Genomic DNA, 12,982 nt, shown 5'->3' on the forward strand with positions numbered 1-12,982 from the left:
ACAAAAATCAGCGAAGCGGTTCGGGCTAGGCGCTGCGTCGCAGGCAGTACGAGCAGTACGACAAGACGCGGCAACAACGCCAGAAGAGTTTTGTTAGCTGCTCTTATTGCCCAAACACCAGCGCCTGGTGCGCCCCCACACCCGCCAGCACCCCTTCTGCAGACGCCAGCGTGGCGTTGTGCCGCATCAGCGTGGCGTCGCCTGCGGCATACACGCCCGGCACCGTGGTCATCTTGTTGGCATCGGTGCGAATGCACGGGCCCATGGGGCCCTCGTCCAGCGCACAGCCCAGTTGTTCTGCCAGCGGGCTGGCGGGGCTTGTGGTCGCGGCCACATACAAAGCGTCAATCGGCACCAGGCGGCCATCGGCGCCGTCATTCGCAACCAGGCGCACACCGCTCAACGCCCGATCAGGCCCCTCCAGCGCGGCGATGCGCGCAGGCTCCACGGCAATGCCCAGCGCCAACAGCCGCGTGCGCTCGCTGTCCTCCAGCGTGGCTTCACCATTCAGGAAGAGGGTGGTCGGGCCCCAGTCCGCAATCAGCTGCGCGTGCATGCCCGACTGCGGCGAGTGGTACAGCACGCCCAGCCGCTGGCCCGCAAACTCATAGCCGTGGCAATACGGACAGTGCAAAACGGACGCACCCCAGCGCTCGCGCAGGCCTGCAATGTCGGGCAGACCATCCTTCACGCCAAAGGCCAGCACCAGCTTGCGGGTGGTCAATGGGGTCAGTGCACCGGCGCCATCGTCCAGCACCACGTCAAAACCGCTGGGCGATGCAGACGATGCAGGCGATGGTTCGACGCTGTGCTGCGCCGTGGCCGACACCACCGTGCCCTGGCGCAGCGTGACCGTGGGGTAGGCCAGCAGCTTGCGGCGCGCTTGTTCGATCATCGCCAGCGGTGGCTCGCCGTCCTGCCCAAAAAAGCCGTGCGACGCGGCGGCAAACCGGTTGCGCGGTTTGCCTGCGTCCACCACGCACACGCGCCGCCGCGCCCGCGCCAGTTGCATCGCGGCCGACAGGCCTGCAAAGCTGCCGCCAATCACGATGGCGTCGTGGTCATAAGTGTTCATGTGAAAAGTCCTTGTGCGCGTGGCCCCTGCCCACCATGCGTTCATGAAACTGGGCAGACAACTGCGCCAGCGTGACCTCGCCCAGCCGCGTGAGCAGCACCTGCTCCGCCGCCTCAAAAGCATCTGAGAGGGCGTCGTTCACCGCCTGCTCGACCGCGCAGCCAGGGCTCTCCACCCTGTTGCCCACCGCCAGCAACGTGGGCGCGCCCAGTGCTTCATGAATGTCGCGCAGCGTGATGTCCGCAAGCGGGCACGACAGCACCCACCCACCGCCATGCCCCTTGGCGGATGAGACAAAACCCGCATACCGCAGCCCCGCCATCAGGCGGCGGACCACGACCGGGTTGGTCTGCATGGCCTGCGCCAGCGACTCGGACGTGGCGGGACCATCCATCTCTGCCATGTGCAGCAGTGCGTGGAGGACGTTAGAAAGGCGGCTATCTCGTTTCATGCAACATTCAAAGTTGCGTGATGTTAGCATGCAGCCGCAAACCGTGCTGGAGCACGAACGTATCACTACTGAATTGATAGCTGCTAGCGCTTGATGGATAAGCGCTAGAGGCCAATTTGGCTTGATTTCTGTCAGGCGTTGCCCACCCCCAACCGTTCGGGTTGAGCCTGTCGAAACCCTGCGCTGCGCTGGCAACCCCGTTGGACAAGCTCAACGCAAAAGCGCCGTATCCACCACACGCATACGCCAAACACCATGACCCATTCCACCGTCTCCCCCTCCACCGACCCCGCCGCCGTCGCCCGCTACGCCGAAGGCCCCCGCCGCAACGTGCCCGGCTACGACAGCCTACTGCCCATGGTCCGCATCCTGCTGGCCGAGCGCGTGCCCGTCGACGGCCGTGTGCTGGTGGTGGGCGCAGGCGGTGGGCTGGAGCTGGAGGACATGGCGCGGGCGCACCCCGGCTGGCGCTTCGACGGCGTGGACCCGAGCCAGCCCATGCTGGACCTAGCGGCGCAGCGGCTGCAGAGCGCGGGTGTGTCAGGCGACCGCGTGGCGCTGCACCACGGTTATGTGCAGAGCGCGCCGGCCGGGCCGTTCGATGGCGCGACGTGTTTGCTGACTTTTCACTTTGTGCCGCGCGAGGAGCGTGCGGCCATGGTGGCCGAGATCCGGCGGCGGTTGAAGCCCGGCGCGCCGTTCGTCGCGGTGCATCTGAGCGTGGCTGATGGGGGCGCTGGCGGCGAAGGCGGGGCAGGGGAGCGCGACCTTTGGTTGTCGCGCTATTCGGCATTTCAGGTGGCGTCCGGCATGGCGCCGGAGACGGCAGACCGGGGGCGGGCCAAGGTGGCGGCGGAGCTGGCTGTGCTGACGCCGGAAGAGGATGAGGCGATTCTGCGGGAGGCTGGGTTTAGCGATGTGCGGCTGTTTTACATGGGATTTGCTTTTCGTGGTTGGGTAGTTTGTGTATGAAATATATAGCTGTTACACAAGCTGAAGACCTCTTGGCCACAAGTCATCAATTTTCATTGGCGCTTCTAATTATATTAGATGTCATCAACAATAGTAAGCGCTGCAAATTTTTCTTATTCTTCTTTAATGGAAATCATAAATGCTTTTGCCCTGCCTATCTGGCTGTCGAAGGTTATGTCGGAGGGGACTTGAACTATTTTGGTTCCCATTTTTTCTGTCTCGTAATAGAGGCATCCCAGCAGACTATTTTTATCCTCTGGAATTCCATCTTTAAATTTTAGATTTGCAAATTTTCCATGACTTAGCGACTGTACGACAATCGCTCCAGGTATCATATTGGGAATGGCGTATGCATCTATTGTTTCGCTGTAGTGAGCTTGTGGAAATATAATAGGTGTTGTTCTGATTTCTGCTGCCAAATCGCTAATTGAGAAAAATCTACGACCTGTCTGTGTTATGGTGAGAATTCTTACTACCCTTGACGGGTTAACATCGAATTCGCACAAAGAACCTCCAAAAATGGCTCTTTGTAATTCATTCGGATTTTTTTCTTCAAAGATTGCTAATTGCTCAGTGGCCCAGTCTTTAATGGTTTGCGGTGGTGCTAGAAATTTTTCGGCATTTCTTCGGGCGGAATCTGGTTCGCATTCCATGTATCCGATGAAGTGTTGATCACCTGTTGAGCTAAAGGGGCCAAATCCCCCGACCGTGCGAATTCCCCCCGCACTGGCTGCATTTCCGTGGTCCATTTGAATAGCCGCAATTCCATAAGCTGGCGTGCCAATTGGTCTTAGTCTGCTTGCGTGAATATCGATGTTTGCAAGGAACTGCTTTCCAATTTCACCTCTGTATTCTGGGAAATATATGGATTTCAGCAGTTCGGAATTATTTTGTTTGTTTTTTGGATCCCAGTGGTGAATAAGAGATGGCTCGCTGGGATCGTTTATGAAGTAAACTGGGACATCGAGCCCCGGGATCCAGGATGCGATTAGCCGCTCTAGAGGTACGCTATAGTCACCAATTCCGCTGTAGCCACTCGAGATTTTGATTGTAGAAGAATCTGCAATTTTTTGGTCTTCTAATATTTTTATTTTTACTACGGTGGAATAATGTCTGAGGTGATGCGGAGGAGGTGAGCTTTTTACGATGGGCCTCAGTGAAAGTCCTTCCGAAAAGGAAAGCTCCACAGTATCAGTGTGACCATTGTTCCATCGTCTGCTGGAGATGGACGCGCTCGCCGCGATCATGAAAATTGAGTAGAAGCCAATACCGAATTTTCCAACTGATTTGTATCCGCCCGCCCGCAACCCTGGCAACTCTGTTTTCACCAAGTCTGACGCCCAGAAGCTATTCCCAAAATCAAGTAGTGCGCCGGTCAAAACTCGTCGAGACATGCCAACACCATCATCTTCAATTTGAAGATATTGATCGTTTCCGTCATTTATAAGTCGAACATTTATCTTTCCTATGAAATCTGGTTCGATGCTTCGGAGTGCCACGATTGAATCACGAGCGTTTTGAATTAGCTCGCGCAGAACTACGTGCAACTTGTGTGTGGGTGAACTCGCACCATAAAGTTTTTCACCGCCCAAATTGCGTACAAGGGATTCGATGTCTCCAATATGGATGCTGGCATTGCATGGTTCCCAGCCAGACGCTTTTATATACTGAGAAAAATTGGAGATCGACTCTTGTCCTGCTACATTTTTTATTTTTAGTGGCGGTGCGTTGGTATGATTCAACTCCATAAGGAGCTTGTTTGCGCTGGAAATCTCCTTCTGAACTATACCAAGTGCTTCATATGCTATCCACCAAGCCCGGGATTCAATTTCGGAAAAATCTTGAGTAGAAGTGTATGCAATAGTTTCTTTGTGAGGATCGGCGGGAGAGAGAGCTGGTCCAGTAATTTTATTTTGGGCTTCCCAATGATTGCCGGAAACTCCAATTCTTCGCTTCAATGCGTGTAGAAAATCTGGGGCTCTGTCTTGACAAAAGTGTGCTGCGTCAGCAGTCCTTAGTAAACAGGCGATTTTTATTCCATCAATGCTCCATTGAGGTGGGTAGCCTGAAGGAGGGTTTAGCGGCGTGCTGAGCTGATCTTTAACTTGCTCAATGCTCCAGTGATGGCTGGTAGCTATTTTTCCAATCAGTCGCCCCACGTGATTCCGGAGTGTTGGGTCTGAGATAAGATAAAAAGAGCTGCCATCTTTGTGATTCTTAAAGGCATATCGCGCCAATTCTCCGGCGCGCTCCGCATGAAGAGCTCTCATTGCAGAAAAGTCACAGTCAATTTTTATTGCTTCGATATTTCTACCAGGTGTGCGTTCTGTCTCGAGTGCAAAGGTATCTTTCCATACTTTTTCTGATCTTAAGCCTTCAACTCCTCCTTCATATGCTTCTACGCAAAGTGCGGCATCGTGAAGTAAAATTGAACCACCCAGTACGAATGCTTCCATCGGATTAATTGGATAATCTTCTCCCGCTAGAAGACTCCCTACTCGCCACAGGGCATCAAGGTGACTAACATCATGTAAGGTTAAGTCGGGTAGAGAGGTTCTTACATGACTTACCAGAAAATTGGCATTTGAGCGAAAATTGGAAAATTCACCTTTAAGGCGGTCGATGGATTCTTGTTCCAGCGGCGTCGATGCACAGTTGAATGCTGTGCACCATAACGAAGTCGTGTGAATTTCTTCAGAATACATGCTGCTCTTTCTGTGAATAAATTGTTGAGAATTATATTAATTTGATTTCAGTGCGAAATTTATGCAGTAGGGTATCAGAGCTGAAAGTTCGAATAGTTTGATTTAATTTAGGTCAAAGTTAAGTCTTGCCCGGCCAAAGTAGACCGCATAGCATCCCAGTCAAGCACCCACCCCATGAGGTGCTGTTAACGAAAACGACAGGAGACAAGCCTTGCCATCCACCCGCTGGAGTCACTGCGGCGCCGAAGACCTGGACGTCTTGCAGACCATCTTCTGGTCTGCCGGCGCGTCGCGCAATGCCCTCGCGCAGCGCCTGGCCTATTCCAAGAGCAAGGCCAACGCCATGGTCGCGGCGCTGCTGGACGAGGGCCTGCTTGACGAGGTGGGCCTGCAGGAATCCTCTGGCGGCCGGCGTGCCGAAACCCTCCGACTGAGCGAAACCCTGGGCGTGGTGATTGGCGCCGACCTGGGCGCGACGAGCATGCAGGTCGCCATCATGCGGCCCGACATGACGGTGCTGGCGCGGCACCGCGAGCCCATCGATGTGCGCCAGGGGCCGGGCGTGATCCTGGCGCGGCTGCGCGGGCTGATGCGGGAGCTAATGGCGCGCTGCGGGCTGGCGGCGTCACAGGTGATTGCCATTGGCATGGGCCTGCCGGGGCCGGTGGATTTTGAAAGCGGGCAACTCGTCAACCCGCCGCTGATGCCCGACTGGGACGGCTTTTCCATCCGCGACTACCTGCGCGAGGCGTTTGCCGCGCCGGTGTTTGTGGACAACGACGTGAACCTGATGGCGCTGGGCGAGCTGTGGCGGCTGCAGCGCAACCTGCCCAACTTTTTGGTCATCAAGGTGGGCACGGGCATTGGCTGCGGCATCGTGTGCCACGGGCAGGTGTACCGGGGCGCCAATGGGTCGGCCGGCGACGTGGGCCATATCTGCGTGGACCAGAGCGGGCCGCGCTGCCACTGCGGCAACCAGGGCTGTGTGGAGGCGATGGCCGCAGCACCCGCCATGGCGCGCATGGCGATGGAGGCCGTGGAGCGCGGCGAGAGCGCCATGCTGGCCGAGCGCTTGCAGGCCACCGGCACGCTGACCACCGAGGACGTGGCCCAGGCCAGCCGGGCGGGCGATGTGGCGGCCAACGCGATCATTCAGCGCGCGGGCAGCCTGGTGGGGCAGATGCTGGCGTCCATCGTGAATTTCTTCAACCCGTCGCATGTGTTCATTGCGGGGCGGGTGACGGACATGGGGCCGCTGTTCCTCGCGTCGGTGCGGCAGAGCGTGTACCACCGGTCGCTGGCGCTGTCCACGCGGCACCTGGAGATTCAATACGCGCCGCTGGCCGACGATGCGGGCGTGGTGGGCGCGGGCGTGCTGGCCATGCAGCAAAGCCTGGCGATGTCGTCGCGGTCTCCGTCCCCATCGTCTGCTTCTGTGTCTGCTTATTCACAGTCCGCCACAGCGGGTTCGGTAGGGGTCACACGATGAGCGTCGCCGTCGAGTTTCGCAATGTGACCAAGGAGTTCGGCCCCGTGCGCGTGCTGCACGGCGTGGGCTTTGCTCTGCAGCCAGGGCGGGTGGTTGGCCTGCTGGGCGAAAACGGCGCGGGCAAGTCCACGCTGATGAAGATTCTGGCGGGGTACGAGAGCCCGACCACCGGCGAGGTGGTGGTGGACGGTGCGGTGCGCGCCCCGGGCGGCGGCTCGCGCGCGGCCGAGGCGCAGGGCATTGTGCTGATCCACCAGGAGTTCAACCTGGCGGACGACCTGACGATTGCGCAGAACATCTTTCTGGGGCACGAGATCAAGAAGGGCCCCTTCCTCGATGACAAGGCGATGCGCGAGAAGACGCGCGCTGCCCTGGCACAGGTGGGTTTGCCGCTGGACCCCGACACGCGGGTGCGCAAGCTCATCGTGGCCGAAAAGCAGCTGGTGGAGATTGCCCGCGCGCTGGCCCGCAATGCGCGCCTGCTCATCATGGACGAGCCCACCGCCACGCTGACCCCCGGCGAGACGGAGCGGCTGTTTGCGCTGATGGCCGGGCTCAAGGCCGCGGGCGTGACCATCATCTACATATCGCACAAGCTCGACGAGGTGGAGCGCACCACCGACGAGGTGGTGGTCATGCGCGACGGCCTGCTGGTGGCGCGCGAGGCCACGGCCAGCGTGACGCGCCGGCAGATGGCCAACCTGATGGTGGGCCGCGAGCTGGCCGATTTGTTCCCGCCCAAGCTGCCCGCGCCTGCGGGTGGAGAGCCGGCCATCAAGGTGCGGGGCCTCTCGGTGCCGGGCTGGGCCGAGGACGTGAGCTTTGACGTGCGGCGCGGCGAGATTCTGGGCTTTGCCGGGCTGGTGGGCGCGGGCCGCACCGAGCTGTTCGAGGGCCTGCTGGGACTGCGCCCGCGCTCGGCCGGCACGGTGGAGCTGGCGGGCAAGCCGGTGAATCTGAAAAGCCCGCGCGATGCGGCGCGCCACGGCCTGACCTACCTGAGCGAAGACCGCAAGGGCAAGGGCCTGCACGTGCACTTCAGCCTGCGGCCCAACCTGACGCTGATGGCGCTGGAGCGCTACGCCAAGCCCTGGCTCGACCCGGCGGCCGAGCAGGCTGCGCTGCGCGATGCGGTGCAGGAGTTCGGCATCCGCACCGGGTCGCTGGAGGTGCGCGCGTCGTCGCTGTCGGGCGGTAACCAGCAAAAGCTGGCGCTGGCCAAGGTGCTGCACCCCGGCCCCAGCGTGGTGGTGCTGGACGAGCCCACGCGCGGCGTGGACGTGGGCGCCAAGCGCGAGATTTATCACCTGGTGCAGCGCCTGGCAGAGCAGGGGCTGGCGGTGGTGGTGATTTCTTCCGAACTGATGGAGCTGATCGGCCTGTGCCACCGCGTGGCGGTGATGCGCGCCGGGCGGCTGCAGACCACGCTCCAAGAACCTAATTTGACCGAAGAGGAGTTGATCGCACATGCCACAGGTACCCGCTGAAAACGCCACCACCGCAGCGGCTGCCGCAGCACCCGTACCACCCGTGGTACCCGGTGCAGGCCGCCACGGCGGCGCCACGGCCTGGTGGGGCAAGCTGCACGGGCTGGGCCCGGTCATCGGGCTGGTGCTGCTGTGCATTGCCGGCACGCTGCTCAACAGCAACTTCGCCACTTACGACAACGTGATGAACGTGCTCACGCGCACGGCCTTCATAGGCATCATCGCGGTGGGCATGTGCTTTGTGATCATCTCGGGCGGCATCGACCTGTCGGTGGGGTCGATGGCGGCGCTGATCGCAGGCTCGGTCATTTTGTTCATGAACGCAATGGCCCCCGTGCTGGGCTCGCCCATGGCGGCCGTGGTGGTTGGCATGCTGCTGGCGGTGGTGCTGGGCGCGGTGTTCGGGCTGGTGCATGGTTTGCTCATCACCAAGGGGCGCATCGAACCCTTCATCGTGACGCTGGGCACGCTGGGCATCTTCCGCGCGTACCTCACGTATTTCTCGAACGGCGGGGCCATCACGCTGGAGAACGATCTGTCGGACATCTACAGCCCCGTGTATTACGCCAACCTGCTGGGCGTGCCGATCCCTGTGTGGATCTTCCTGCTGGTGGCTGTCATCGGCGGCGTGATTCTGAATCGCACTGCCTATGGCCGCTACGTGCAGGTCATCGGCTCCAACGAGCAGGTGGCGCAGTACGCCGCGGTGGATGTGCACAAGATCAAGATCCTGACGTACATGCTGCTCGGGGTGTGCGTGGGCATTGCCACGCTGCTGTACGTGCCGCGGCTCGGTTCTGCATCGCCCACCACGGGCCTGCTGTGGGAGCTGGAAGCGATCGCTGCGGTGATCGTGGGCGGCACGGTTTTGAAGGGCGGGGCGGGAACCATCACCGGCACGGTGGTGGGGGCCATCCTGCTGTCGGTCATCAGCAATATCTTGAACCTCACCAGCATCATCAGCGTGTACCTGAACGCGGCGGTGCAGGGCTTCGTGATTATTGCCGTGGCCTTTATGCAGCGCGGCAAGCGGTGACGCAGGGGTCGGAACAACTTCGAGTTTTTCACCCACTCATGCGCGTATTTATTTTTCGAGGTGTTCCCCAGTCGGCCAGGCTTTCATGGCCATTTTCAGCAAAGCAATAGCAACAGGAGACAACGCATCATGAATAGCAAGACATCTACTTTCACCCGCCGCCTGGCCCTCTCGGCCGTGGGTGCCGCTGCCGCACTGGCGCTGGCGGGCCCGGCGATGGCCCAGGCCAACAAGACGGTGGTGGGCGTGGCCATTCCGTCGGCCACGCACGGCTTCACCGGTGGCATCGTGTACTGGGCCAACCAGGCGAAGAAAGATCTGGAGAAGGCCCACCCCGGCCTGCAGGTCATCGTGAAGACGGCAGGCGGCGCGCCCGAGCAGGCCAACCAGCTGCAGGATCTGGTCACGGTGAACAAGATCAACGCTCTGGTGATCTTCCCGTTCGAATCGGCCGCGCTGACCAAGCCCGTGGCCCAGGTCAAGGCCAAGGGTGTGTACGTGACGGTGGTGGACCGCGGCCTGACCGACACCAGCGCGCAGGACGCGTATGTGGCCGGTGACAACACGGCGTTCGGCAAGATCCCGGCCGAGTACATCGCCAAGGCGCTGGGCGGCAAGGGCAACGTGGTGGCCATGCGCGGTATTGCGACCACGCTGGACAACGAGCGCATGGACGCGTTCAACGCGGTACTGAAGAATCACCCCGACATCAAGCTGCTGGACGCCAAGTACGCCAACTGGAACCGCGACGACGCCTTCAAGGTGATGCAGGATTACCTGACGCGCTTCCCGCAGATCGACGCCGTGTGGGCGGCCGACGACGACATGGCCGTGGGCGTGCTCAAGGCGATCGAGCAGGCCAAGCGCAAGGACATCAAGCTGGTGTTCGGCGGCGCGGGTGCCAAGGGCATGATCAAGACGCTGGCCGACGGCAGCAATCCGCTGATCCAGGCCAATGTGTCGTACAGCCCCAAGTTCATTTACGACTCCATCAAGCTGACGGCCGAGGCGCGCATCAAGGGCGAGAAGCTGCCTGCGACAACGATCATTCCTTCGGTGCTGATCACGAAGGAAAACGCGAAGAGCTTTTACTTCCCTGACTCGCCGTTCTGATCGAAATTTGAGACAAATAGGCCCCTAGCGCTTGTCCAATAAGCGCTAACAGCTATTGAATACATAGCAGTAGCTGAATGCGGATAAGTGCGGGGCCTTACCTCTCAACCACTCTGAACCACCCCCGCCCGTTCGGGCTGAGCCTGTCGAAGCCGACTCCCGCTGTGCCCGGCCTTCGACAAGCTCAGGCTGAACGGTTTTGGGGGATTTGACGATTGCCAAAGAGCCCTGGCAGTCATTTGAAAAGACCTGGACGCACCATGCCAAGACCCGTCACCCTTTTCACCGGCCAGTGGGCCGACCTGCCGCTGGCAGAACTTGCGCCGCTGGCGAAAAGCATGGGCTACGACGGCCTGGAGCTGGCCTGCTGGGGCGACCATTTCAACGTGCAGGAGGCGCTTTCGTCGCCCCAGTACGTCAAAGACAAACACGCACTGCTGGCCCAGCACGGCCTGCAATGCTTTGCCATCGGCAACCACCTGGTGGGCCAGGCCGTGTGCGACCTGATCGACGAGCGCCACCAGTCCATCCTGCCGCCCCATGTGTGGGGCAATGGCGAGCCTGAAGGCGTGCGCCAGCGCGCTGCCTCCGAGCTGGCCGACACGGCGCGCGCCGCAGCCAAGTTTGGCGTGAAGACGGTCACGGGCTTCACGGGCTCGTCGGTGTGGCATTCGATCTATGCGTTTCCGCCCACCACGCAGGCGTATTGGGACAAGGGCTTTGCTGATTTCGCCAAGCGCTTCAGCCCCATCCTCGATGTGTTCGAGGAGCACGACATCAACTTCGCGCTGGAGGTGCACCCCACCGAGATCGCGTTCGACATCGCATCGGCCGAGCGCGCGATTGCTGCGGTCAACGGCAACAAGCGCTTTGGCTTTAACTACGACCCCAGCCATCTGGCCTACCAGGGCGTGGACTACGTGAAGTTCATCCGCCAGTTTGCCGACCGCATCTACAACGCCCACATGAAGGACGTGTGGTGGGGCAAGGGCGATGGCACGGTGGGCACGTTTGGCGGGCACACCAGCTTTGGCGATGCGCGTCGTAATTGGGACTTTCGCAGCGTGGGGCGCGGAATGATCGATTTCGAATCCATCATCGTTGCGCTCAACGACATCGGCTACCAGGGCCCGCTGTCTGTGGAGTGGGAGGACAGCCGCATGGACCGCGTGCACGGCGCGACGGAGAGTGCAGCGTTCTGCAAACGGCTCGACTTCAAGCCGGCGGCGGGTGCGTTCGACGCCGTGTTTGCGCGAGACAAGCAGAACGTGTGAGTGCTCTCCAGCCATTGCCACCATTCAACCGCCGTCCACTCCCTCACCGTTCGGGCTGAGCCTGTCGAAGCCAGGGCATGGTGCTTGACAGCCCTTCGACAAACTCAGGGCGAACGGCCGGGTGGTGACGGCAACAGCAAACCAAGAACAACAAACAAAGGCCTTCCGTATGTCCAGTGAAAGAAAGCTCCGCTATGCCATGGTGGGCGGCGGCCACGGCGCCTTCATCGGCGCGGTGCACCGCAAGGCCATGGCGCTCGACGGCCAGTTCGAGCTGGTGGCTGGCGCGCTCTCGTCATCGCCTGAGCGGGCCCGCGCATCCGGCGCCGAGCTGGGCCTGGCGGACGACCGCAGCCACGGCAGCTGGCAGGACCTGCTCGCCGAGGAACTGCGCCGCCCTGTGCATGAGCGCATCGACCTGGTGAGCATCGTCACCCCCAACCACGTGCACCACCCGGTGGCCCTGGCCTTTGTGCAGGCAGGCTTCAACGTGGTGTGCGACAAGCCGCTGGTGCACACCAGCGCGCAGGCCGACGAGCTGGTGGCCGCAGTGAAGAAGGCTGGCACCGTGTTCGGCGTGACGTACAACTACACCGGCTACCCGATGGTGCGCGAGGCCCGCCACCTGGTGCAGAGCGGCGCCCTGGGCACGCTGCGCAAGGTCACCGTGGAATACAACCAGGGCTGGCTGGCCACGGCGGTGGAGCAGGGCGGCGGCAACAAGCAGGCCGACTGGCGGCTTGACCCGGCGCGCAGCGGCGCCGTGGGCACCATGGGCGACATCGGATCGCACGCCGAGAACCTAGCCGCCACCGTCACCGGACTGCGGCCCGAAGCGCTGTGCGCTGACCTCACCACCTTTGGCGCCGGCCGCCAGTTGGACGACGACGCGCAGCTGCTGCTGCGTTATGCGGGCGGCGCACGCGGCGTGATCGTCGCGTCGCAGGTGGCGGCGGGGCTGGAGAACGATGTGCGGCTGCAAATCTCTGGCACGCTGGGCACGATCACCTGGCGGCAGGAAGACCCCAATCACCTGGTGCATTCGCCGGTAGACGGACCGCGCCGCATCCTGACGCGTGGGTCGCCATGGCTCAGCGAATCGGCCCTGCGCGCGGGGCGCATTCCGGCAGGACACCCGGAGGCCTTTATCGAAGCCTTTGCCAACGTCTACCTGGGCGTGGCGGCGGACATCCGGGCGCGCGCAGCGGGCAAAACAGCCAGCGCGCTGGAGGCCGATTACCCACGCGTGGAAGATGGTGCCGAGGGCGTGCGCTTTATCGAAAAGGTGGTGGAGTCCGCCGGCAGCGAACGCAAGTGGACCCTGCTGTAGAGCCGCCGCAAATCCGGATGAAGAGGTTGCGTGCCGGGCGAGCCCTGCGG

The 12,982-nt window shown here is 61.0% G+C and carries 10 protein-coding genes; 7 read left to right on the forward strand and 3 right to left on the reverse strand.

Annotation, left to right across the window (positions count from 1 at the left end):
• Window positions 1-103: 103 nt before the first annotated feature.
• Complete coding sequence (locus tag ACSQ3Q_RS09780; RefSeq protein ID WP_436134196.1) at window positions 104-1,075, reverse strand: NAD(P)/FAD-dependent oxidoreductase; 972 nt, start codon at window positions 1,073-1,075, stop codon at window positions 104-106.
• Window positions 1,062-1,526, reverse strand: coding sequence for an Rrf2 family transcriptional regulator (locus ACSQ3Q_RS09785; RefSeq protein WP_436134197.1), 465 nt, complete (start codon window positions 1,524-1,526; stop codon window positions 1,062-1,064). Before ACSQ3Q_RS09785 ends, ACSQ3Q_RS09780 begins: the two co-directional genes overlap by 14 nt.
• Before the next feature lie 255 nt (window positions 1,527-1,781).
• Between ACSQ3Q_RS09785 and ACSQ3Q_RS09790 the strand changes: the two genes are divergently transcribed.
• On the forward strand, window positions 1,782-2,498 hold the full coding sequence (locus ACSQ3Q_RS09790; protein ID WP_436134198.1) for a class I SAM-dependent methyltransferase: 717 nt from the start codon (window positions 1,782-1,784) through the stop codon (window positions 2,496-2,498).
• Window positions 2,499-2,611: 113 nt separating this feature from the next.
• Here the strand turns inward: ACSQ3Q_RS09790 and ACSQ3Q_RS09795 are convergent, their stop codons facing one another.
• Window positions 2,612-5,203, reverse strand: a complete 2,592-nt coding sequence (locus tag ACSQ3Q_RS09795; RefSeq protein ID WP_436134199.1) for an HD domain-containing protein — start codon at window positions 5,201-5,203, stop codon at window positions 2,612-2,614.
• Window positions 5,204-5,414: 211 nt separating this feature from the next.
• Between ACSQ3Q_RS09795 and ACSQ3Q_RS09800 the strand changes: the two genes are divergently transcribed.
• The 6 genes from ACSQ3Q_RS09800 (at window position 5,415) to ACSQ3Q_RS09825 (ending at window position 12,932) form a co-directional block, all read left to right on the forward strand.
• Window positions 5,415-6,692, forward strand: a complete 1,278-nt coding sequence (locus tag ACSQ3Q_RS09800; RefSeq protein WP_436134200.1) for an ROK family transcriptional regulator — start codon at window positions 5,415-5,417, stop codon at window positions 6,690-6,692.
• Complete coding sequence (locus ACSQ3Q_RS09805; RefSeq protein WP_436134201.1) at window positions 6,689-8,179, forward strand: sugar ABC transporter ATP-binding protein; 1,491 nt, start codon at window positions 6,689-6,691, stop codon at window positions 8,177-8,179. Before ACSQ3Q_RS09800 ends, ACSQ3Q_RS09805 begins: the two co-directional genes overlap by 4 nt.
• Entirely contained in the window at window positions 8,160-9,215 is a 1,056-nt protein-coding gene (locus ACSQ3Q_RS09810; RefSeq protein ID WP_436134202.1) for an ABC transporter permease, read from the forward strand. The genes ACSQ3Q_RS09805 and ACSQ3Q_RS09810 overlap by 20 nt, the downstream gene beginning before the upstream one ends.
• 129 nt (window positions 9,216-9,344) lie before the next feature.
• Window positions 9,345-10,328 (forward strand): substrate-binding domain-containing protein, encoded by a 984-nt coding sequence (locus ACSQ3Q_RS09815; protein ID WP_436134203.1) that lies wholly within the window; start codon window positions 9,345-9,347, stop codon window positions 10,326-10,328.
• A 260-nt stretch (window positions 10,329-10,588) separates the two neighbouring features.
• Entirely contained in the window at window positions 10,589-11,602 is a 1,014-nt protein-coding gene (locus tag ACSQ3Q_RS09820; RefSeq protein ID WP_436134204.1) for a sugar phosphate isomerase/epimerase family protein, read from the forward strand.
• Window positions 11,603-11,771: 169 nt separating this feature from the next.
• Window positions 11,772-12,932, forward strand: a complete 1,161-nt coding sequence (locus ACSQ3Q_RS09825) for a Gfo/Idh/MocA family protein (protein WP_436134205.1) — start codon at window positions 11,772-11,774, stop codon at window positions 12,930-12,932.
• The last annotated feature ends 50 nt before the right edge of the window (window positions 12,933-12,982 follow it).

It is taken from the genome of Acidovorax sp. LjRoot129 (genome assembly GCF_964253765.1).
Lineage (GTDB): Bacteria > Pseudomonadota > Gammaproteobacteria > Burkholderiales > Burkholderiaceae_C > Acidovorax.